Raw genomic sequence first — 21,589 nt, 5'->3', positions numbered from 1 at the left:
CGGACCCGGAACGGACCCCTTGCGGGGCCGGTCGAGGACCTGCCAGGCCCTCGTGCGCCCGGGCGCAGGCGGCGTGGACCACGCCTGCCGTGCGGCGCGCACCGGGCCGCGGTCGGCCGGATGCGCGCCGCTGCCGCGAGCTCCCGCGCGAGACGCCCGCCGGTCACGGCAGCGGACACCCCCGGAGGGCAGGAACGAGACAGACGGAGCGGGTCTACGAGGCGGGTTTACGAGGCGGAGAACTTCAGCAGTTCACCGCTGCTGCCCTGGGTGTTGCTGGTGACGTAGATGTCGCCCTTCGAGCTGACCGCCACGCCCGTGGGCGTGTTCAGACTGCCGCCGGTGTCGATCGTGGTGGCAGCGCCCGTGTTCTTGGTGATCCGGATCAGCGAACCCGGCAGCAGCCCGCTCGACGTCGCACCACCCGTGTAGGACAGGGCGATGAGGTCACCGCCCGGGGCCACGGCGAGGTCGATGAGGCCCGTCAGGCCGGACGCGAAGACGGTCGGCTGACCGCCGGGCACATAGCGCCAGATACGGCTCAGCCCCGTACGGATCCCGGACATGTCGGCGATGTAGAAGGCGCCGTCCCAGCCGCGCACGATACCGGTCGGCACCGCCTCCGCCTGACCCGCCGGAGCCACCGCAGCGCCGCTCGACGCGGCGGCCGGCAGCACGTTGTTGGGGAAGACGGCCTCGGTGCTGGTCGTCCCGTCGGCGTGGACGCGGACCAGGTCGTTCGCGCCGGCGTCGGTCACCAGGAAGTCGCTGCCGTCCCGGGCGAAGTTCCACGGGTTGGAGAAGACCTCGTTGTTGCCCAGGGCCGAGTCGGGGTCGTGCGCGACCTCGTGCGCGGCCAGATCGCCCAGCACCTGGCCCTGGGCGATGCTCAGCGTCCCCAGCGCTCCGCTGCCCGCGCCCAGCGCCGTGCGGGTGGTGGGGGTGCCACTCAGGCCGCTGACCACCCGGTAGGTGCCGCCCGGGGCGGCCTCCGCCTCGATCGCTCCGCCGATCACGCTGGAGCCGTCGGCGCGCACGATCTGCACGGAGGGCAGACCGGTGACGACGCGGCCCTGGGCGGAGCCCTTGATCCGGTAGATCGAGCCGTTGAAGCCCAGGCACTGCGAACCCGGCACCGTGCACGGCACCGCCGGGCCGCTGCCCGCCTCGGTGACCAGAATCGAGCCGTCGGACTGGATACGCACCGCGCGCGGGTTGTTCAGGGCGCCGGCCACGACCGTGGGGGTCGGGACGACCGTGGACGCGCTCGCGGCGGACGCGGCCCGGGGCGCGGCCTGGCTCGGGATCACGGTCGCCGTGAGACTCCCCACGACCGCCGCCGCCACAAAAGCCCCCGCCCAAGACCTGCTTGCTCTTGACATAACTCTCCTCAACCCGGCCCGCCCCGCCATCAGGGGCGAATCCAACCGGCGTCACCATAGACGCACGCAGACTTGTTCAACCCGCCCCGGAAAGCGGTCTCCTATTGACCGGATCAGGGCTCGGCACGGCATCCGGTGCCGCAATTGATGTGGCCTCCCACCAGTCACGGGGCAGGACATGGGCAACTCCCCGGAATGATCCGCAGGTGAGAGCACAGTCCGGACGAGAGGATTCCGCGGACCGCTTCGGAAGTAATTCTCTAGCAACCCTCCAGCTCCATTTATCCGGCGCGGACCGGTGAATTCATGGGACTGCCGAATTCCGTCCGGACACCAGCGGTTTTCCAGTGGACATGGACAGCCCCTCGACGGCCCGACCGTGGCGGGCCGGGAACCTGGCGGGCCAGGACCGGAGGTCTTCCGGCGCGCACCTGAAGGGCCTCGGTGGCGGCCCGCGCACCGACCGACCGAAGGCGGCACCTCGATACGCAACCCCCGAGTTGCACCTTGGGACTCGACGTGCAACTCTTGAGTTGCATCCGAAGGCGACGAGTCGCATCCGAAGACGACAACGAAGGAGTCCCTCATGAGCGAGGACCGGATCGAACGCGAGACCCTGATCGCGGCCCCCCTGGAGCGCGTCTGGTCACTGGTGGCCCAACCCGGGTTCTGGGTGGCCGACAAGGCCGGCCTGCCCGGCACCGTGGCCAGGGAGGGCGAGTCGATGGTGGCGAAGAACGCCGAGCACGGCGACTTCCCGGTGCGTGTGGAGAAGGTCGAGCCGCCTACCTATCTGTCGTACCGCTGGACCAGCGCGTTCCCCGGCGAGGAACTGCGCGAGGACAACAGCACCCTCGTGGAGTTCACGTTGACCCAGGAGGGCGACCGGACGCGACTGCGCGTCGTCGAGAGCGGGTTCGCGGCACTGGCCGGTTCCGAGGAGCTGCGCGGCCAGAACCACAAGGACCACAGCGCGGGCTGGCCCCTGGAGCTCGACGCGCTCAAGACGCGTGCCGAACAGTCCGCCACGTGACGGAGGAACGCCCCGGAGCCGCCGAGGTCGTCGACAGCGTCCTCGGCGCGCTGGCCGACCCGACGCGACGCCGTCTCCTCGATCTGCTCTCCGTGCAGGGTGAGGCCACTGCCACGACACTCGCCGAGCGACTGCCCGTCTCGCGGCAGGCAGTGGTGAAACACCTCGCCGTCCTGGACGCCGCCGGACTGGTCTCCGGCGGCCGGGTCGGACGCGAGGTCCGCTACGCGGTACGGCCCGCGGCATTGGACACGACGGCCCGCTGGATGGCCTCGCTCGCGGCTGACTGGGACCGGCGGCTGGCGAACATCAAACGCGTCGCCGAGGCAGCGGAGCAGGATCCGGGTCCGGCACACCCCGACTGATCACCACGCGAGGGCCCGGCGCGTCTGCCCGGCGGCGATGGAGGGGTCCTGGCGGGGCCCGTGGAAGCGTGCCCCGCTGGAGCCGGTCGTGCGTCACCACGACCAGCGTGCCGGTGCAGCGGGCCAGGGCCGCCTCGATCTCTTCCACCGGGGCGGCCCCCACTGCTTCGACGGCTCGTCGATGTCCCGGCGTCACGGGTCGGTTCCCCTGAGCCGCGAGGACATACAGGTCAGAGGGGCTGTGCGGAGTGCCGCAGAAGGCGGGTCCATTCGCTGAGCAGGGCGTCGACGGTGTGCGGCAGGTAGAGGCCGTCGTCGAAGACCGCGTCCAGGCCCGCGGTCCCCGATGGGCTCGTCCACGGGGTGAGGGCGAGGGGGAACTGAAGGGTGCGCGCGTGGACGTAGCGGGTCGTGGCGCGGGTGCCCGCGAAGTCGACCTCGCGGGTCTCCGCGTCGTCGAGTCCGAACGTCGTGGTCAGGGCCGAGCCCTTCGGCAGGACGGAGGTCAGCTCGCCGAGGGAGATCTGCCGGTGGGACAGCGCGGTCGCCATGGCCGTGTGTACGGCGGTCACCGTGTCGGAGAGCTCCGCCGCAGGCCGCAACAGGATCGGCAGGAGGCCCAAGTGGCAGCCCACGGCGGGAGAGACCCCTGGGACGCGGCGCGTCGTGACGACGCCGGTGAGGAACTCCTCGGGCGCTCCGACAGCGTGCGCGGCGTGGGCGAAGGTGCCGATGATCCTCGCGAACGGGGTGACCGTGCCGCTCCCGGGCGCGCTCCGGGGCGGAAGCAGCACCGCGTACGGAATCGGCAGACGCCGATGCGCAGGCCGTCCGGAGGGGATGCCGCCCTCGCGCCGCAACCAGCCCGTATGGGACGGGGTGACGCCCGCGAGGGCGGATCTCCAGTACGCCAGCGTGGCGGCGTCCGCCGGGCCGGGACCGGGTCGCGGTCCGGGTGCCGCCGCGCCCAGGGCCTCGTCCGTCGCCCCTTCCCGGGTCCCGTCCGGTGTGCGGTACCAGTGGGCCAGCTCGTCGATGACCGTCTGTATGCCTGCGGCGTCCACCGCGTGCTGGTGGAAGGTGACCACCACCCGGTCCCGGCTCGGGCCGCGCAGCAGCGCCAGTCGGATCGGCAGATCCGTTCTCACGTCGAACCGCCGGTCGGCGAAGGCTCGTTCACTCGCTTCCGCACCGGTCCGCGTCTCCGCCGTGCCGACGACTTCGAACTCGAACGGGGTGGGCCGGTCCCGCGGGTGGTGGACGAAGATGCGGTCACGCCTGCGCTTCAGGAGTGAGCGCAGTGCCGGGTGCCGGGCGATGGTGCGCCGCAGGGCGTGTCGCAGTCGTGCCCGGTCCAGCCTGCCGGCGACGTCGAGGGCGATCGTCACGTTGTACGCCGTCGGGTCACCGAGCCGTCCGGCCAGCCAGATCTCGGACTGCACGGTCGACGCGGGGAGCAACGGCCCCGTTCTCTCCCCGGAGCCACCGACGGGTACCGCCAGGTCGGAGGGGACGAACGTGGCGGAGGGAGCGGGAGAGGCTGAGGGAACTGTGGGGGCGGAGGGAACTGTGGGGGCTGAGGGAACGGAGGGGGCTGAGGGAACCGAGGGGGCTGAGGGAACCGAGGGGGCTGAGGCGACCGCAGGTACGGGCGGGACCGAGTGATTCGCCTCGTGGGGCGGGCGGTTCTCGTCGGGCTCCTCCCAGCCGCCCGCCCGCCGCTGCCCGGCCAGGTCGGACACGGTCGCTCCGCCCAGCAGCCGGTCGATCGCGGGCGTGCTGCCGAACTCCGCCGCCAGCTCCGTCATCAGGGTCATCGCCTGCAACGAGCCGCCGCCCAGGGAGAGCAGGGAATCCGACGCGAGGACGCGATCCAGTCCCAGCACGGCGGCCAGGCGTCCGGCGATCCGCGCCTCGTCGGCGGACAGCACGGGACCCGGGGCCGACAGGGCTGCCGGCGCGGCCCGGTCGGCGGGGCGCTCGGCCAGGCTCCTGCGGTCGATCTTGCCCGTGCTGGTGCGGGGCAGCGCATCGCACAGGACGATACGGCTGGGCACCACGGCCTCCGGCAGGTGGCGGGCCAGTGCGCCGCGCAGCGCGTCCGGATCCACGGTGGCGCCGGGCGCCGGTACCGCGAAGAGCGCCATGGTCCGCGTACCGCCGGGCGTGTCCACGGCCACGGCGGCGACTTCGGCGAGGCTCGCGGCACGGTCGGCGAGGATCTCGATCTCGCCCGGCTCCACCCGGTGGCCGCTGATCTTCACCTGGTCGTCGATGCGACCGCGCAGGACCAGTTCGCGCCCCTCGATCCGACCCAGATCGCCGGTGCGGTATCCCCACCGTCCACCCAGCGCTTCGACAGGGCCGAAACCCGTCCCCGGCGCTGTGGGCACCGGTCCCAGATAGCCGAGCCCCACCGGCGCGCCGACGACGCTCACCTCGCCCTCGTCGCCCAGCGGCACGACGGCGCCCGCGGAGTCCAGCAGGGCGACGACGGTGTTGTCGAGGGCCACTCCCGCCGACGGGGTTCGCGGCCAGCCGGCCGGATCGCCGGTGAGGATCGCCTCCGTGACCACGTGGGTCTCCGTGGGTCCGTACTGGTTCGTGAGCCGGATCGGCCGGCCGCCACCACCGCTCAGGAGGCGCTCCAACGCGGCTGTCACATGCGGCTGTTCACCGGCCGTGGAGATCTCCACGAGACTCGGCAGCGAAGCCTTCCTGTACTCCGCCCATTCGGCGAAGGGACGGAGCGCCGCGAACGGCAGGTGGAGGCGCATGACATGCCGGTCCTCGCAGAACCGCAGGAGGTGTTCGACGTCGGCCCGGCGGGACTCGTCGAGCACCAACAGCTCACCGCCGGTGGTCAGAGTGCCGAGCACCTCCGTGAGGAACACGTCGAAGCTCACCCGGGAGAACTGGACCGTACGGGCCCCCACGCCCACGCTCGCCCTACGACGCAGCCAGGACACCAGATTCGCGAGGGCACGGTAAGGAAGCCGGGCCCCCTTGGGCACGCCGGTCGAACCCGACGTGAACAGGATGTAGGCGGGATCGTCGGGGGCGGGCAGCGGTGCGGTGGCGGGAACCTCCTCGCCCGGTTCGGGCCGGAGCAGATCGACGGCTTCGACGCCGTCGAACGGCACGTCCCCGCAGGCGAGCACGCAGGTCGCGCCGACGGCACGCAGGGCGGCAACGGAACGCTCCAGCGGGTGGTGCACATCGAGCGGCACATAGGTGGCCCCGAGCCGCAGGACGGCCAGCAGGGCGCCCACCGCGTGGACACCGCGCTCCGCGTACACGGCGACGGACGTACCGGGGCGTACTCCTCGACGGTACAGCCGGGCGGCCAACTCCTCCACTTCGGCTCGCAGTTCGCGATAGGTGCGGGCCTCGGCGCCGTGCCGTAACGCCGTCCGCCCGGGATGGCGTTCGGCCTGCGCGCGGAACATGGCGTACACGTCGTCCGGGACGGGGCTCACGACTCCCGCGATGATCGACAGACCGGGCTGCGGCATCGACTTCCCTTTCGTTCCTTGCCGTCGGACGGCATCCCGCGCGGGAACCTGCCACGTCGGGAGACCTCTTCGAGAACGTCGGGGGTCGCACGGCAGAGCGATGCCGGTCACCCGGGAGGGCAACGACGGCCGACTCCCCCGAGGCAGCGCAGATCGCCCTGTCGCATCCGATCCCCCGTAGCGCCGCTCAGTGCGTCGTGGAGGGCTCCCGAGCCTCCTCCGGGGTGACCTCGCCGTCCCCGTCCTTCTCCGCACCCGGCGCGGACCGGCGGATCTGCGGCAGGGTGACCATCACGGCGGCGCTCGCCACGGTCCACACCACGCCGAACCACAGCAACGGCGCCGCCCCGACCCGGTCCGCGGTCGGCGCCGCCCACCAGTAGCCGACCGTCATGGAGAGCACGGTCGCCACACCGTCGTACGCGCTGACGCGGGACATCGCATCGGACGGCACATCGGCCTGGAGGGCGCTCGTCCAGAGGATGTGCAGCAGCGCGAATCCCGCGCCGGACAGCAGCGAGCCCAGAATCAGGACGTAGACGGGCGCGTGCAGGGCGAGGAGGCCGGCGAAGGCTCCCAGGCCGAAGGTGCAGAAGACGGACGCCAGCAGGGGCCTGCGGAAGCGCAACCGCATTCCCACGAATCCGCCGAGGAGTGAGCCGACTCCCTGCGCGGCCATGACGGTGCCCCATTGGGCGGCACCGTTCTCCTTGCCGCCGACGAAGGCGATGCCCAGCACCATCACGGGCCCCAGCACGAAGGTGGACGCCAACGACGTGTAGGCGAGCAGCGACCACAGCCAGGTGCGTGAGCTGAACTCCCGCCATCCGTGCCGCAGTTGCTGAAAGAAGCTCTCGTCCTCGCGGGCGGGGTCCGTGGCGGACGACGAGGTGCGCACTCCGGCCAGGAACAGCGCGCTGACCAGGAAGGTGGCCGCGTCGATGGCGATGACCCAGGCCGGCTCGGTCCAGGCCACCAGCGCGCCGGCGACGGCGGGTCCGAGCAGCGATCCGATCGAATAGAAGGTGGAGCCGAGGGCGTTGGCCTCCTGGAGGCGTTTACCGGACACGACCTCCGGGACGAACCCGTGGAAGGCGGGGTGGAAGAACGCGGCCGCCACGGAGAGCACCGCGGCGAAGGCGACGAAGCCGCCCAGCGGCATGCCGACGGTCAGCAGGATGACCACGACGGCGATTTCGATGGCCGCGCGGACGAGATCGCTCCCGATCATGGTGACGCGGCGGCCCCACCGGTCCGCCAGCACACCGCCCGCCAGCAGAAAGACGATGAGGGGCGCGGTCTGCGCGCCCAGCACCAGGCCGACCCCGCTCGCCCCGCCGCCGTGTTCCAACACGGCGAAGGACAGGGCGATGGGCATCATGCTGCTGCCCAGGACCGAGGCGGCCTGCGCGCAGAACAGCCGTCGCAGGTTCGGCTCGCGCAGTAGGTCCAGAGGTAGTCGAGCCGCCATCCCCTTGGTCATCGCATGTCCCCCGTCAGGTCCGTTTCCGGACCGCGTGCGTGACTCACCCGTCCGCTCCTCTCTCGGCCTGCCCGGCGCGACCGCGCCACGCAACGCCCTGTGTATTCGAACGCGACGCCGGACAGAATATGTGAGTGCGATCGGGTGATCGCCAGTCCTCGGGAATCTTCACACCACTGTCTTCCAGCCGTGCCGGGTACGGCAGTTGGCGCAATGCGACCGAGGCCTTTCAGCTGTGCGATGCGGACCCGGCGGGATTCACGGCCGTCGGGCGCCGACCCGCGCCAGGTCCGTCAGACGTCCCCGGAAGCCGTCCGCCAGGGCCTCGGCCGCACGGCGTCCGTGGTACGTCGTCTCGTAGCGCAGTGCGCCGGTCAGCCGGCCCGCCTCCATGGTCAGGCCGACCGAGAAGGAGGCCGCGGCGGCCAGCGAGGACTGCGGTGTCGCGTACTTCAGCCGGGAGAAATCCTGGTGATAGGGAGCAAGACCGGTGCGCAGTCCGTGCATGGGCACCTCGTGTTCCCGTCGGTCGACGATCCAGCCGGTCACCCCGTACAGACGCAGCTCCGCGTGTGCCAGGGCGTGGCGGTAGAAGGCCGAGTCGCCCTGGCGGCCCAGCACGGCCTCGGCGAGTCGGCCGAACGGGAGGTCGACGACCGCCGCGGCGTCCCTGAGGACGCCGTCGACCTGCCGGAACAGTCCGCTCGGCGGGGTCTTCCCCAGGTCCACCGGTACCTGGATCATGTTGGAGAACAGGCCCAGGGCGGAGCGGGTCTCGGGGCGCACGCGGCCGTGCGAGGGCGTGGAGAGGATCAGCCGCTCGCGGCCGTAGAAGCCACCCAGTGTCCGGGCCAGCGCCGCCGCGAGCAGCGCGTACAGCGAGACTCGCTCGCCGCGGGCCGCGCGCAGCAGCCGTCGGGACTCCTCGGCCGACAGGTCGAGGGGGACGCTGTCGTACTGGTGCTGGAGCGGGAGGAACCCGGTGTCGCGGCCGGGCAGGAGGTCCCCGGAGCCGTGGGCGCGCAGCCGGTCCGCCCAGCCCGCCAGGCGGGACTCCCTGTCGAGGAGGGCTTGAGGTGTGTTCTCGGCGCGGACGAAGTCCACGTAGGACAGGGGTGGTCGGCCGCTGTCGACGACGGGGGCGGCCACGCGACGGTTGTAGAAATCGGCGAGGTCGCGCAGATAGACCTGATGGCTCGGCTCGTCGAAGACCAGGTGGTGGAAGCTGGTCAGCAGGACGTGGTCGTCGGGGGCCAGCCGCAGCAGGGTGGCCCGGGACAGCCAGTCGGTGACCTCGAAGGGCCGGGTGGTCAGGTCGGCGAGGATCTCGTGCAGTTCCCGTCGGCGCAGTGCGTCGCCCAGGTCCATGGTCTCCAGGGGGAACGGCTCCGGCCGCAGGGCCTGCCGCGGTCGGACCACCTGTTCGATCGGCGTCCCGGTGTCGAGCAGTCGGAGCCGCAACGCGTCATGCCGTAGGGCGACTTCGGCGAGCGCGTCGCGTAACGCGCCCACGTCCAGGGGACCTTGCAGACGGAGGGTGGTCGAGCAGTCGAGGGAGACGGCCTTGGGATAGAGCTCGTCGTAACACCTCTCCCACTCCCAGCACCACTCCTGACGCGAGGAGAGGGGAAGTCCTTGCTCTGGCTCATGGGATGTCGCCGTCATGACCTGCCTCGAAGAAGACGCCCGAACGGCGTCGACGCTACCTTCGGCGCAGGGCATAGCCCCTCGTCAGAGCGGTCGTGCCACACAACTGTAAAACTCCGGACGGGGGGTGAGCGGGGTGCGTTATGTTCCTGCCATGGCGGATGTGGACACCTCGGCAACGCGGCAGGGGCCGCAGGGACTCGACGGTCTCGCGGCGGCCCTCGCGCAGGCATGGCACGGCGTGCTCGGCTCCCTCCCGGAGGAGGGCACGGACTTCTACGACGCCGGAGGCACCTCGATCGACGCGGCCCGGATCGCCTCACAGGCCGCCGAGTTCGCCCCGGACGTCGAGGACTTGGACGTCACGCTGATGAGCGCGCTGCTCGACGAGGCGCGCTTCGGGGACGTACGACGGCTGGGGCTGGAGTCGATCGACCGCTCACGGGGCGCATCGGCCTGACCGGGCGACGGCGGCCCGGCCCTGCCGTCCGTCCGTCACGTCCGATCAGCCGAGGCCGGTCGCCAGGTCGGTCAGCAGGTCGGCCGCGAACCGTTCGCACCACTGTGCGCCGTAGCACCGGCTGTCGTAGGTGAGGACCAACTGCGGCTGCGTCCCGGACAGGTTGAGGTCCACGTCCAGCTGGGACGGGCGGACCACCGGCCCGACGGCGCCCGTGTCCTCCCCTTCGCCCTCCCTCTCGCCCTCTCCTTCGCCCCCTCCTTCGCCCTGGTCGTCGTCCAGGTCGAAGAGGGTGAAGGCGAGTCCTGCCGCGGAACTCTGCCAGGAGTCCGCGGTCACGCTCACGCTCAGCGGAGCCAGGTCGTCGCGTGCGACGCCCATCCCGTCCGTGAGCAGGTCGACGATCTCCTCGAACTCCACCCCCTGGTGCGCCATTCCCTCGCGCAGCCCGCGCCGCACCTGGGCGAGCACCCCTTGGTCTCCGTGCCGGGCCGAGGGGCCGACGCGGACGAGGACCGCCTGGGCGAGCGGGCCCACCGCGTCGGAGTTCATCCGGTTCGCGGACATGGTGCCGAGGACCAGGTCGGCGGCCCCGGAGCGCTCCAGCACCCGGTGGGCCGCCGCGGCGGTGACGTACACCGTGGGCGTGCAGCGCGCGGCGCGGGCGTTGGCCTGGAGGAGGCCGGACAGGGCGGGGTCGAGCGGAACGCGCAGTTCGGCGCCCTCGGGCAGCCAGCCCGGTTCCGGCCGCCGTTCGCCGATCGACGGCGTGGGGAAGCCGGACAGCTCCGTACGCCAGAACTCCCAGTCGGCGGACCTGCGGTGCTCGCGCGCCGCGAGGAGTGCGGAGTAGCGGTCGGCCGGTGCGAGCGGCTCGTCCGGCCCGCGCCGGTAGGCCTCCTGAAGGTCCGTCACCACCTGGTGCAGGGAGAACAGGTCCATCACGAGCCGGTGGAAGGTGAGCAGCAGGACGCCGCTGCCGTCGCCGAGAAGCGTCAGGTGGGCGCGCGCCAGGGGCTCGCCGGTGAGGGGGAAGGCCTCCGTGTGGGCCGCGGCCGCCGCTCGACGCACCTCGGCGAGGTGACCGGCCTGGTCGGCACGGAGGTCCGGGCGGTGCAGGACGCGCGGCTCCTGGTGTGTGGCCGGGCCGGGAGTCAGTGTCTCGCCGTCCGCGTGGAAGCCCGTGTCGAGCAGTTCATGCCGCCGAAATACAGCCGTGACGGCGCGGGAAAGCCTTTTCTCGTCGAGCATTCCGTCGAGTCGCAGCGCAATGCCGGTGTGCAGCAGCGCACTTCCCCGAACGACGCATTCCACTTCCCAGAGTCGTTGCTGCTGACGGCTCAATTCCACGGCGTACGCACTTCCACCTGCCCGGTCCACGCGACCCCTGCCCGATGATGCGACGAGTGCCGTACGGGAAGGCGTGACCCCCCGTACGGCACTTGTCGTCGGTCTTACTTCGCCTCGGCAGCGGCCTGGCGGCGGAGCTGCTCGAGATTGATGAGGGCGAGGCTTACAGAGTTGACCTTGATCATGTCAACTTCCCATCTTTATAGGAGGGTTCCTCTCCCACCGGTCGGTGGCAGGGGAATGCTTCCAGGCCAAGTGATCTCCCGTCAATAAGGCTTGCCGCAAAGCCTTGCCGGCCCCCCAAATCCGTCGGGTTTCGACAATGCCCCGCCCGGCATCAGTTTCTGACGGACTATCACGGAGTACTGCCCTCGCTCAATCGCTCTATGAAGTGCAGGAATATCTCGCTCACCCGTGCCGCCCTTGTGGCGTCGTGATAGTGCTTCTCGTACCACAGCGCCCCGGTGAGGGCCCCGTCCGACATCTCCAGGTCGGCGAAGAGGGTGCTGGCGCACGCCAGGGCCTGCTCGGGGCCGGCGAAGACCGGGAACGGGTGGTCGGGGTACAGGCCCTGCGGGGTCACGGCGAGCCCGGGCGGCAACTCCAGCGGAGGGTTCGGCGCCTCCGGCAGCCAGCCGGTCACTCCGCTCAGCCGCAGCTCCACGTGGGCAAGGGCGCTGCGGTAGTAGGCCCCGTCGCCCGGCGGGCGGTCCAGGACGCGGGAGGCGATCTCGCTGAACGGCACGTCGGCTCGGTCCGAGGCCCGCTGGACGCTGCCGTGGACGGCCTTGAGGAACTCCGACAGGGACCGGTACTCCGTGTCGACCGGCACCGGGACCACGGTGCTGAACAGGCCGAGCGTCTCACGGGCGCTCGCGGAGGTCCGCCCGTGCGTGTATACGGAGCACACCAGGCGGTCCCGCTCGTACGCCGTGGCGACGGCATGGCTGAGGGCCGCCAGCAGGACGGTGTGGAGCGTGACGCGCTCGGCGCGCGAGCGCCGCAGCAACAGCCGGGTCCGCTCGGCCGTGAGCGTCAGCGGCAGGGAGCCGAACTCCGCCTCGGCGACGACCGCCCCGGCGTCGCCCGCCAGCGGGTCCGCCGCACCGTACGCCCGCAGTTCCGCGGCGAGGCCGGCCGCCCGCCCGTGTACGGCGGAGCGCACCTGCGCCGTGTGCTCCTGACTGATCAGCCCGGTGTAACTCGCGGGCTCGGCACGGCGCTTGGCGACGCCCTGGCCCGGTGCGACGCGCTCGTGGTAGCCGCGGGCGAGCAGATCCCGGAAGAGGCGGTGGGACGTGCTGTCGAAGATCAGGTGGTGGAACTGCGCGACGAGGACGTGCTCCTCCTCGGCCGTGCGCACCAGGGTCGTGCGCGTCATGCGGTCCGTCAGGTCGAGGGGCCTTGAGAGGATCCGCGTCACCTCCGCCGCACGCTCCCGCGGTGCGGCCCGTACGGTGTCCAGCGGCCCCGGCTCGGACCGCAGCCCCTGTCCCGGCCAGACCGCCGACGGGTCCGGCCCTGCGCCCGCCACGAGGTGCAGACGCAGCGCCTCGTGCCCGGTGCCGATCTCGGCCAGCGTGTCCCGCAGCGCTCCCGTGTCGAGCGGCCCCTGGAACAGCAGGGTCTCGGACGACTCGATCGGCGTGGAGTCACCGGTGTAGCTGCGGGTCCACTCCCAGCACCAGTCCTGGCGGGAGAACAGGGGCAGCGGGGCGGGGCCGGCCGAGGGAGGGCGGGTCGTGGTCCGGTGGGTCGTGGTCCGGTGGCTCATGGGTGGGCGCTTTCTTCCAGGGTGCGTACGGCCGTGACGTACCGGCGACTGCTTCCCGAGGGGCCGAGCAGCTCCGGCAGGGCGCGTACGGCGGGCACGGGGTGCTTCTCGGTGAACCGAGTGAGGTTGACCGTGTGCTGTTCCCAGCGGTCGGCGCGTTCGTGGGTGAGGTGCACGCCCGGTGCGGCGGGCGCGAGGCGCATCCCGGCCCCCGACGACCACAGACGCAGGCCGAGTTCGAGGTCCTCGCACCCCCAGGTCGTACCGAACGTCTCGTCGTAGCCGCCGGTCCGTTCCCACAGCTCGTACGGCATCGAGGTGTTGGCTCCGATGCACGTCAACCATGGTGCCACCGGCTCCAGCTCGCCCGAGGCCATGCCGGTCACCAGGGTCTCCAGGGCGTTCGCCACCGTGCGCCCGAACCGGCCGCTCGTCGCCGCCGCATGCGGATCGGGGAGGAGTTCGTCCGGATCCGTGGCCACCAGGCGGCGGGCGCCGGGAAGTTCACGGACCGGTCCGTGGACGCAGGCGGGCGCCCGGCCGGTGTGCTCGGCGAGGTGGGCCGCCAGGGCCGGCGGCGGGAGCAGGATGTCGTCGTCGAGGAAGACCAGCAGGCCGCCGCGGGCAGCGGCCGCCCCGGCGTTGCGTGCGGCGGCGCGGCCCGCGCGCGGTCCCGGCAATGTGTGCAGCGGGAGTTGTGCGGCGGCGGCCGCCACGACGTCGGCGGTGCCGTCGGTGCAGCCGTCGTCGACGACCACGATCTCGTGGGGCTCCGGGCACACCTGACGGGCCAGGCAGGCCAGGACGAGCCGCAGGCTGTCCGCCTTGTCGCGGGTGGGGATGACCACGCTGACCGCCGGCCGGGTCATGTCGGGCTCCCCTCGTGGAACAGGTCCGCCCCGCCGAGCAGGCTCGTGCCGTGGGCGGCGAGCAGGGCGGCGCCGGCGAGGGAGGAGTGCGGACCGTGGACGGCCGCACCGACCTCGGGAAGGAGCCGGCCCGGGCGGGCCGTCGCGGACAGGCGCCGCGCCACCCTGCGGGGCAGGGGCGCGAGCGCGGCTCCGAGGCCGCCTCCGATGCGTATGTGCGCGGGCTGGACGAGCTCCACGAGGACCCGCAGCGCGCGGGCGATCGCGTCGGCCGCGTGGTCGAGCGTGCGCTCCGCCCAGGGGTCGGCGCGGTCCACGCCCGCCACCAGCTCGGCGGTCGTCGTGGGAAGTCCACGTGTCGCGGAGGCGTGGGCGGCCAGCGCCCCGGCCGAGACCACGGCCTGAAGGCAGCCGCGGGTGCCGCACCGGCAGCGCGGGCCCGCCGGATCGACCACCAGGTGGCCCAGTTCGCCCGCCGTGCCCCAGGCGCCGGTCAGCAGTCGGCCGCCGCTGACCAGCCCGCCGCCGACGCCCGTTCCGATGCCCAGGTAGACCAGGTCCCGGCTGCCCGTGGAACGGGCTTCCGCCAGCCCGGCGAGCGTCGCGTCGTCGCCGAACAGGACCTCCGCGCCGCTGCCCGCGAACGGAGCGCTCAGCGAACGCCCCACCCAGGCGGGCCGATTGGGCCAGCTCAGCACGGATCCGTCGGCGCCGACATTGGGCGCCGCCGCCACGCCGATCCGGACGGGGGCTCCCCCCAGCGCGCCGACCGCCTCGGCGACGGACGCCTCCAGCAGCTCCGACTCGCCTGCCGCGTCACCGCCGACGGGCCACAGGACGGTGCGCTCGTACACGGCCGCACCGGCGGCGAGCGCGCGCAGGGCGAGCTTGGTGCCTCCGATGTCCACGGCGAGGGTGGCGCCCGCCGTGCCGGGGTCCGTGCGCGGGCGGGCGCCGGTCACGACGGCTTCCGGGCGACGAGGATCGCGTACGGCGCCTGCTCGGCACCGTGGCTCTCCTCCACCCGCAGGCCCACGGCCTCCAGGCCCGCCCGCAGTTCCTGCGTCGTCCACCAGTGGAGGTGTCCGTCGACGAGCCAGCGGACGGCCGTCGTACGGCTCAGGTCGTCGGTGAGGGCGAGCGGGTCGGAAACGAAGGCGTCGGCGACCACGAGCAGCCCCTTCGGCCGCAGCAGCGCGGCGAGTGAGCCGAGTCGGGCGGCCGGGCCGTGGACACCGCCGAGGACCACGCAGGCGCCGTACTCGGCGTCGGCCGCCGGTGGGGCGTCGCCGTCGCCGATCTCCAGGAGCGCGCCGTCGACGGCGGCCTCGGCGAGCAGCCCCTCGACGCTCGCGCGCAGGGCCTTCTCCGGTGCCGGGGGTCCGGCCGGCGACGTCGGTCGCCCGCCCGCCGCTTCGCCGCGCACCCGGGCCGCCAGCGCCCGGCCGGCCGGCGCCACGTCCGGGGGACAGACCCAGGTGTCCGGCGCACCCGCCGAGGCGGTGTCCGTGACCAGCAGCCCCAGCGCGCAGGCGGTGTCCAACACGGGCGACAGCACGTCCGCGCGCAACCCCGCCGTCCGGGCCAGGTCGGCGGCGGTTCCGCCGTCGGCCAGGCGCGGGAGCAGGCCGAGTTCGGTGAGGGCCGCCGCCAGGACCTGCTCGGCCGTGGAACGGGGGCGGGCGGCGCGGGCGAGGCGGTACACGGGGGCCGCCTGCGCCTTGCCGACGGCGGAGCGGCGCAGCCGGTAGCGCGGCTGGAAGCTGTCGGGCACCTTGTACGCGGCCAGTTCGGCGCGGGCGTACGCCTGCACCCGTGCCGGGGCGGCCAGTTCGGCGTCGGCGGGCACGTACTCGACGGTGAGACCCTGGTCGTCCGAGTCGTCCGGACCCGTCGCCGTGACCGAGACGTCGGCGATGCCGGGGGCCGCCCGGAGCACCGACTCCACCTCCATCGTGGAGACCCAGCGGGCCCCCCGGCGGACCACTCCGAGCCGGGCTCTGCCCAGGATGCGGTGGACGCCGTGCTCGTCGCGATCGGCGAGGTCGTGCAGGCGGTGGGCCGAGCCGTCCTCCAGGACGACGGCGAGTTCTCCCTGGGCCGCCTCCCCGCAGGGCAGCGGCGTGCCGTCGGGGTCCAGCAGATCGACCCGGACGCCGGGCATCGGACGACCGACGGCTCCCGACGGCAGTCCGGGGTCTCCCCACAGCACGGAACCGGTCTCGCTGGAGCCGTAGTTGCGGGAGACGCCCACTCCGAGGGTGCGGGTCCACAGCGCGTCCAGGTCGGCGTCCACGTATCCGGCGCCTGCCATCACCCGGCGCAGTGCGGGGAACGGCGCGTCCTCGACCAGAGACCGGCGGCGCGCCAGGACACGGGCCAGGCCGGGCACGGTGACCAGGACCGTCGCCCGTTCGCGCAGTCGGCTGTGCACGGCGCCGACGGCGCGCGGCGGCACCGGGTCCACATGCGCCCCGGCCACCAGCGCGCCGGCCAGCCAGCCGAGCGCGTAGGCGTGGCTCAGCGGCAGCGGCAGCAGTACGGAGTCGTCGGGCCGCGCCAGACCGGCGTGGTGGTAGCGCACGCCCTCGTCGAGCACGGAACGCGGCGACCGTGCCACGAGTTTGGGCGTCCCGGTCGACCCGGAGGAGACCAGCAGAACCGTGCCCGGGGCGTGGACGGCCGCTCCGGGGTCCGGGTCGGCCGCGGTGGTCCCGTCACCGACGAGTTCCTCCTCCGGGCCGCCGTGCTCCGCCCGCAGCACCGCCCGGTCCTCCTCGCCGGGGTCCGTGACGAGCGTCCGGCGGGCCCCGGCGGCCCTCAGCAGCCTGCGGGTCTCCGCCGGTGGCGAGTCCGCGGGCAGCAGCAGGGGGCAGGCGCCCGCCGCGGTCAGCGCGAGCAGGCCCAGCACCCATTCCGGCTGGTTGGGCCCCTGGAGTCCGACGGCCTCCGCGGGCCGTACGCCCTGTGCGCGCAGCCGTTCGGCCAGTTCGGTCACCCGCGCGACGGCCGCCCGGCGGGTCAGGTCGCCGAGCGCGGGCGCGTCCGGGTTCAGGTCCGCCCGGGAGAACGCCTCCCACAGGTCCGCGGCGGTCACTTCGCCGTACCCTGCGCCGCCGTCTCCAGCCGCCGCACCAGTGCCTGCGCGGCGAGTTCGTACCCGTGTGTGCCGAAGCCCGCGATGACGCCCACGGCGAGCGGCGAGACCACGGAGTTGTGCCGGAAGGACTCGCGGGCCCAGACGTTGGAGATGTGCACCTCGGCCCAGGGCGCCGGGTAGTCGGCGAGGGCGTCGCGCAGGCTCCAGCCGGCGATCATCAGTGCGCCGGGATTGACGATCGCGGCGGCGGTGTCCCGGTGTTTGTGCAGGGCCCGGATCAACTCGCCCTCGCCGTCGTGCTGTTCGCTGCGCAGTCCGTACCCGGCGCGGGCCAGCAGCTCGGCCACCGACTCCTCCACCTCGGCGAGGGTGGTGGTGCCGTAGATCCCGGGTTCGCGCGTGCCGAGCGTGCCCAGGTTGGGGCCGTTGAGCAGCAGCAGGTCACGGGAGGTGGAGGCGATGGTCACGCGGGGGTCCCTTCACGGCGGTGCAGCAGAGCGGCCAGTTCGGCGCACGAGCCGGCCACCAGCTCGGGCCGGTGGGCGAGCAGTTCCTCCCGGTCGCCCTGGCCCCAGAGCCCGGCGGCGGTACGGGTGCCGGCCGCGCGGCCGGCCCGCAGATCCAACGCGGAGTCGCCGACCATCACGGCGCCCTCGGCGGCGGCCCCGATCTTCTCCAGGGCGAGCAGGACGATGTCGGGAGCCGGTTTGCCGTGCGCCACCTCGTCGCTGCCGCAGACCGCGTCCACCAGGTCCAGCAGGCCGGTCGCCGCCAGTGCCTCCACGGCGCGGCCATGGGTCTTGCCGGTGGCGACGGCGGTCGGAACGCCGGCCTCGCGCAGCCCGGCCAGCAGTTCCGCGGCGCCGGGGCACGGCTCGATCTCGTGGACCAGCTTGCGGCTCTCCACGACGAACGGCTCGTACATCCCGGCGGGCAGACCCATGATCGCCAGGGTGTCGGGCATGTGCCGCCCGAGGTGGGTCAGGTACTCCTCGAAGGGCGCCTCGCCGTCGCCGACCGTGAGGTCGTACGCCCGCTGGAAAGCCCTGCGCATCACATGGATGCTGTCGATGAGAACGCCGTCCAGGTCCAGGACGACGGCCCGCGGCCAGAGGTCACTCACCGTTCGCTCCCTTGCGGACCGCCTCGGACGCCGTCCGCAGGCTCGCCACCAGATGGGCGACGTCCTCGTCCGTCATGGTCGCGCCGAGTCCGACGGTGACGGACCGGCCCAGGACGGCCTCGCTGGCGCGCAGGCGCGCGGTGGCGTCCCAGGCCACGCCCCAGGGGGTGCGGCCGGCGCGGACGGCCGGGTTCTGCTGGACCAGGCGGCCCGAGTAGAGCGTGGCCGCGGGGATGCCGGCCGCGGTGAGCACGGTGACGAACCGGCGGGCGGCCATGCGGTTGTCCAGCAGGACCGTGAGATCGCCGCCGCTGCCCTCCTCGTCCGGCAGCCGCCGCCACTCGAGCTCCAGGTCGGCGAGGTCGGCGCGGACGGTACGGGCGATGTCGCGCAGCCGTCGCAGCATCGGCGTGAGCCGTTCCAGCTGTACGGACAGCAGGGCGCCGGCGATCTCGGTCATCCGCAGGTTGGCCCCGAGGAAGGCCTCGCCGGCGGCACCGCCGCGCTCGCCGCTGCGCGAGGTGGTGAACTGCCCGCCCTGGTCCTGGTAGCGGACCACGCGGTCGTGGACGTCGGGGTCCGTCGTGACGACGGCGCCGCCCTCGCCTGCGGTGATGTTCTTCTCCAGCTGGAAGCTGAAGGCCCCCGCGTCGCCGATCGAACCCACCGGGCGCCCCCGGTAGCTGACACCGCAGGCCTGGGCGGCGTCCTCCAGCACCCGGATGCCGTGCTCACGGGCGACGGCCAGGATGGGGTCCATGTCGGCGGCGACGTTGTTCAGGTGGACGGGCATGACCGCGAAGGTCCGCTCGGTGACGAGCTTCTCCCACGCCGTGGGGTCCAGGGTGAGCGACTCGTCGATGTCGGCGAAGACGGGGACGCCACGCGCGGCCACAACGGCGTTGACGCAGCCGATGAAGGTGGCCGACGGCACGATGACCTCGCCGCCCTCGGGTATCCCCAGGCCGATGAGGGCGCAGGTCAGGGCGGCGGTACCGGAGGACACGCCGACCGCGTGGGGTGCCTGGTGCAGGGCGGCGAACCGCTCCTCGAACCGCTCGACCCGGCGCTGGAGCGCGGGACCGTAGTAGCGGAAGAGGGAACGGCTCTCCAGCACCTCCAGTGCGGCGGCCTTCTCCTCCTGGCCCCACAGGGCCAGGCCGCGCAGCGGCTCGTAGCGCAGCGCCGTGGGCTCGGACAGGGATGCAGTCATGAATTCGTCTCCGGTGCTGTCCAGCGGGCGGACGTGGCGCGGTAACAGGCCTCGACGACGGCCAGGGCCTCGCGGGCCTCGCGCAGGGCCCGGTCCGTGGCATCGGGCCGGGCCAGTTCGGCGGCCAGCGCGTCGAGTTGCTGGTCGTACTCGTCGCCGACGCCGGCCGGGGGCAGCGGCACCGGGCGCTCCGCGCCCTCCTGGCGGAGCGTGAGCGTCGGTTCGCTCACGCGTCGGGGGCTGAAGCCGAACGTGGTGGTCAGCTCGGCGGTGCCCGCGGTGCCGTGCAGCACCAGCCGGGTGCGGTCGACCGTCTCGTGCGACGCCCAGGCGAAGCGCAGGTGCAGTCCGTAGCGCTCGGTGGCCACCAGGGCGGTGAGCTGGTCCTCCACGTCGGCGTTCCGCGGGCCGGCCGTGCCGGCGTGCCAGTCCGCGCCCCAGCCCGCACGGCTGAGGAAGTCGCTGGAGGCGAGGGCGGTGGCGTGGCGCACGCCGGAGGCGCCCCACAGGTGGTGCAGGACGTCGATGACGTGCCAGCCCAGGTCGACCAGGACTCCGCCGCCGGCCGTCTCCCGGCGGGCGAACCAGTCGCTGCCGGGAATGCCCCGGGAGCGGACCCAGCTCAGCTCGGCGTGGCGGGGCGTGCCGAGCGCCCCGTCGGCGACGAGACGCGCCAGCTCCCCCACGTCCGCGCGGTGGCGGGCGGCGGTGGACAGCAGCAGCCGCCCCCCGCCGTCGCGGGCGGCGTCCTCGAGGAGCCGCAGGTGGCCGAAGTCGGTGCCGGTGGGCTTCTCCAGAAAGACGGCGAGGCCCTGGCGCAGGAAGTGGCCCGCGAGAGCGCCGTGGGTGTGGTTCGGGGTGAGGACGAACACGAGGTCGGCCTCGCGCGGCCCGAGCTCCTGGTACCCGCCGTACACCCGCGCCCCGCCCACCAGGGCGGCGGCCCGCTCGACGGCCTCGGGCCGCGGCTCCACCACGGCGACGACCTCGAAGTCCGGATGCTTGACCAGCCGGGGCAGCCATACCTCGCGGGCCACCCAGCCCAGCCCGACGACGGCGACCCTCATCAAGCCGAACGCTTCTTCCCCGCCAGCTCGGTCAGCACCTTGGCCACGGCCTCCGCGACGTCGGCGCAGTCGGCGTCCGTGCCGAGCAGCACCCGGTGGTGCAGCCAGAAGCCGTGCGCGCCCAGGTGCTCGCTGACCGGGTTGCGCTCGGCGAGCTCGGCCGTGTCCGGCAGTCCGTTGCCGCGCAGCGCCTCGTGGGCCTGTGTGCGGTAGACCGGCGGGTAGTTGACGAAGGCGGGGATGCCCTCGGCGACCAGCGCCCTGACCACCAGGTCGCGGTCGGTCCCGGCGTGCGTCGCGGGGTCGAGGGCGGCCATGGCCATGTAGTGCGGGTTGAGGTCACAGCGCGGGTCGCGGCCCTGGGGGACCACTCCGGGTATCTCGCGCAGCGCCGCGGACAGCGTCTTCCAGCGGCTCTCGCGGCGCGCGTTCTGCTCGTCGAGCCGCCCGAGCTGGGCGCGCAGGACCGCGCCGGCGAACTCCGTCATGCGGTAGTTGGAGGACGGGGTGCGGTGCTCGTAGTTCGTGTCGCCGAAGGGCCGGCCGCAGCTGTGCCGGGAGAACGCCTCGTCGAACCACTCCTGCGACGGCAGGAGCAGCGCCCCGCCCTCGCCCGCCGTCATCAGCTTGCCGTTCTGGAAGCTGAACGCGGCGAGCGTGCCGAAGTCGCCGATGCGCCGGCCGGACCAGACGGCGCCGTGGGCGTGCGCGGCGTCCTGGAAGACGACGACGTCGTGCCGGGCGGCCCAGGCGCCGATGGCGTCCATGTCGGCGACGTGCCCGGCCATGTGCACGGGGATGACGACGCGCGTCCGCGGTGTGCGGACCGCCTCCAGGGTCTGCGGGTCGAGGCAGTACGTCACGGGGTCCACGTCGACCGGGACCGGGACGCCGCCCGCGCGCTGTACCGCGATGGAGGTGGAGATGAACGTGAAGGCGGGCACGATCACCTCGTCGCCCGGCTCCAGGCCCAGCAGCTCCAGGCCGAGTTCCAGGGCGTGGGTGCCGTTGGTGACGGCGAGCGTCGTGCCGCCGTGGTACTCGCCGAACTCCGCCTCGAACGAGGTGGTCTCGGAGCCGCCGACTCGCCACCACTGGCCCTGGTCGACCGCGCGGATCAGCGCCGCGCGTTCGGTGTCGTCGTGGTACGGCCAGGCCGGAAAGTCGTGGCGGCGGACCGGATTGCCACCGTCGAGTGCCAGAGCCAC

The 21,589-nt window shown here is 73.0% G+C and carries 17 protein-coding genes; 3 read left to right on the top strand and 14 right to left on the bottom strand.

From position 1 onward, the window contains the following. Positions 1–227: 227 nt before the first annotated feature. Positions 228–1,310 (bottom strand): ScyD/ScyE family protein, encoded by a 1,083-nt coding sequence (locus ABT070_RS28535; protein ID WP_351764741.1) that lies wholly within the window; start codon positions 1,308–1,310, stop codon positions 228–230. Between the two features lie 658 nt (positions 1,311–1,968). Here ABT070_RS28535 and ABT070_RS28530 point away from each other — a divergent pair. Beyond that, positions 1,969–2,415, top strand: coding sequence for an SRPBCC domain-containing protein (locus tag ABT070_RS28530; RefSeq protein WP_351764740.1), 447 nt, complete (start codon positions 1,969–1,971; stop codon positions 2,413–2,415). Beyond that, positions 2,412–2,780 carry an ArsR/SmtB family transcription factor gene (locus ABT070_RS28525; RefSeq protein ID WP_351764739.1) on the top strand — a complete coding sequence of 123 codons (369 nt, stop codon included), beginning with the start codon at positions 2,412–2,414 and terminating at the stop codon, positions 2,778–2,780. The genes ABT070_RS28530 and ABT070_RS28525 overlap by 4 nt, the downstream gene beginning before the upstream one ends. Positions 2,781–3,010: 230 nt before the next feature. On the opposite strand, the gene ABT070_RS28520 is transcribed toward ABT070_RS28525, so the two are convergent. From ABT070_RS28520 to ABT070_RS28510, 3 genes are all read right to left on the bottom strand, one after another. Further along, the gene (locus tag ABT070_RS28520; RefSeq protein WP_351764738.1) at positions 3,011–6,295 is read right to left on the bottom strand and encodes an AMP-binding protein; all 3,285 of its coding nucleotides are present in this window, start codon (positions 6,293–6,295) and stop codon (positions 3,011–3,013) included. A gap of 187 nt (positions 6,296–6,482) precedes the next feature. Beyond that, on the bottom strand, positions 6,483–7,778 hold the full coding sequence (locus ABT070_RS28515) for an MFS transporter (RefSeq protein WP_351764737.1): 1,296 nt from the start codon (positions 7,776–7,778) through the stop codon (positions 6,483–6,485). A 258-nt stretch (positions 7,779–8,036) separates the two neighbouring features. Beyond that, on the bottom strand, positions 8,037–9,443 hold the full coding sequence (locus ABT070_RS28510; protein WP_351764736.1) for a condensation domain-containing protein: 1,407 nt from the start codon (positions 9,441–9,443) through the stop codon (positions 8,037–8,039). A gap of 136 nt (positions 9,444–9,579) precedes the next feature. Between ABT070_RS28510 and ABT070_RS28505 the strand changes: the two genes are divergently transcribed. Then, entirely contained in the window at positions 9,580–9,885 is a 306-nt protein-coding gene (locus ABT070_RS28505; protein ID WP_351764735.1) for a phosphopantetheine-binding protein, read from the top strand. A 45-nt stretch (positions 9,886–9,930) separates the two neighbouring features. Here the strand turns inward: ABT070_RS28505 and ABT070_RS28500 are convergent, their stop codons facing one another. From ABT070_RS28500 to ABT070_RS28455, 10 genes are all read right to left on the bottom strand, one after another. Next, on the bottom strand, positions 9,931–11,235 hold the full coding sequence (locus ABT070_RS28500) for a condensation domain-containing protein (protein WP_351764734.1): 1,305 nt from the start codon (positions 11,233–11,235) through the stop codon (positions 9,931–9,933). 355 nt (positions 11,236–11,590) lie between these two features. Next, positions 11,591–13,009: a condensation domain-containing protein gene (locus ABT070_RS28495; RefSeq protein WP_351764733.1), complete on the bottom strand. Its 1,419-nt coding sequence runs from the start codon at positions 13,007–13,009 to the stop codon at positions 11,591–11,593. Continuing rightward, positions 13,006–13,878, bottom strand: coding sequence for a glycosyltransferase family 2 protein (locus tag ABT070_RS28490; RefSeq protein WP_351764732.1), 873 nt, complete (start codon positions 13,876–13,878; stop codon positions 13,006–13,008). The genes ABT070_RS28495 and ABT070_RS28490 overlap by 4 nt, the downstream gene beginning before the upstream one ends. Then, positions 13,875–14,840, bottom strand: a complete 966-nt coding sequence (locus ABT070_RS28485; protein ID WP_351764731.1) for an ROK family protein — start codon at positions 14,838–14,840, stop codon at positions 13,875–13,877. Before ABT070_RS28485 ends, ABT070_RS28490 begins: the two co-directional genes overlap by 4 nt. Then, positions 14,837–16,975 carry an AMP-binding protein gene (locus ABT070_RS28480; RefSeq protein ID WP_351764730.1) on the bottom strand — a complete coding sequence of 713 codons (2,139 nt, stop codon included), beginning with the start codon at positions 16,973–16,975 and terminating at the stop codon, positions 14,837–14,839. The genes ABT070_RS28485 and ABT070_RS28480 overlap by 4 nt, the downstream gene beginning before the upstream one ends. Next, positions 16,972–17,445, bottom strand: a complete 474-nt coding sequence (locus tag ABT070_RS28475; RefSeq protein WP_351764729.1) for a type II 3-dehydroquinate dehydratase — start codon at positions 17,443–17,445, stop codon at positions 16,972–16,974. The genes ABT070_RS28480 and ABT070_RS28475 overlap by 4 nt, the downstream gene beginning before the upstream one ends. After that, positions 17,442–18,101, bottom strand: a complete 660-nt coding sequence (locus ABT070_RS28470; protein WP_351764728.1) for an HAD-IA family hydrolase — start codon at positions 18,099–18,101, stop codon at positions 17,442–17,444. Before ABT070_RS28470 ends, ABT070_RS28475 begins: the two co-directional genes overlap by 4 nt. Next, positions 18,094–19,314, bottom strand: a complete 1,221-nt coding sequence (locus ABT070_RS28465; RefSeq protein WP_351764727.1) for a DegT/DnrJ/EryC1/StrS family aminotransferase — start codon at positions 19,312–19,314, stop codon at positions 18,094–18,096. The genes ABT070_RS28470 and ABT070_RS28465 overlap by 8 nt, the downstream gene beginning before the upstream one ends. Further along, on the bottom strand, positions 19,311–20,381 hold the full coding sequence (locus tag ABT070_RS28460; RefSeq protein WP_351764726.1) for a Gfo/Idh/MocA family protein: 1,071 nt from the start codon (positions 20,379–20,381) through the stop codon (positions 19,311–19,313). The genes ABT070_RS28465 and ABT070_RS28460 overlap by 4 nt, the downstream gene beginning before the upstream one ends. Continuing rightward, complete coding sequence (locus ABT070_RS28455; protein ID WP_351764725.1) at positions 20,381–21,589, bottom strand: DegT/DnrJ/EryC1/StrS family aminotransferase; 1,209 nt, start codon at positions 21,587–21,589, stop codon at positions 20,381–20,383. Before ABT070_RS28455 ends, ABT070_RS28460 begins: the two co-directional genes overlap by 1 nt.

The organism is Streptomyces sp. NPDC002884 (assembly GCF_040295245.1).
In the GTDB taxonomy this organism is placed as follows: Bacteria; Actinomycetota; Actinomycetes; order Streptomycetales; family Streptomycetaceae; genus Streptomyces.
The sequence above is the reverse complement of the archived record's forward strand: the minus strand, read 5'-3'. Positions and strand labels throughout refer to the sequence as shown.

What these genes read in the sequence shown, in the direction of transcription:
- ABT070_RS28530 (WP_351764740.1), top strand. Translation starts at nt 1,969, where the DNA reads ATGAGCGAGGACCGGATCGAACGCGAGACCCTGATCGCGGCCCCCCTG.
- ABT070_RS28520 (WP_351764738.1), bottom strand. Translation starts at nt 6,295, where the DNA reads ATGCCGCAGCCCGGTCTGTCGATCATCGCGGGAGTCGTGAGCCCCGTC.
- ABT070_RS28515 (WP_351764737.1), bottom strand. Translation starts at nt 7,778, where the DNA reads ATGACCAAGGGGATGGCGGCTCGACTACCTCTGGACCTACTGCGCGAG.
- ABT070_RS28510 (WP_351764736.1), bottom strand. Translation starts at nt 9,443, where the DNA reads ATGACGGCGACATCCCATGAGCCAGAGCAAGGACTTCCCCTCTCCTCG.
- ABT070_RS28505 (WP_351764735.1), top strand. Translation starts at nt 9,580, where the DNA reads ATGGCGGATGTGGACACCTCGGCAACGCGGCAGGGGCCGCAGGGACTC.
- ABT070_RS28495 (WP_351764733.1), bottom strand. Translation starts at nt 13,009, where the DNA reads ATGAGCCACCGGACCACGACCCACCGGACCACGACCCGCCCTCCCTCG.
- ABT070_RS28490 (WP_351764732.1), bottom strand. Translation starts at nt 13,878, where the DNA reads ATGACCCGGCCGGCGGTCAGCGTGGTCATCCCCACCCGCGACAAGGCG.
- ABT070_RS28465 (WP_351764727.1), bottom strand. Translation starts at nt 19,314, where the DNA reads ATGACTGCATCCCTGTCCGAGCCCACGGCGCTGCGCTACGAGCCGCTG.
- ABT070_RS28460 (WP_351764726.1), bottom strand. Translation starts at nt 20,381, where the DNA reads ATGAGGGTCGCCGTCGTCGGGCTGGGCTGGGTGGCCCGCGAGGTATGG.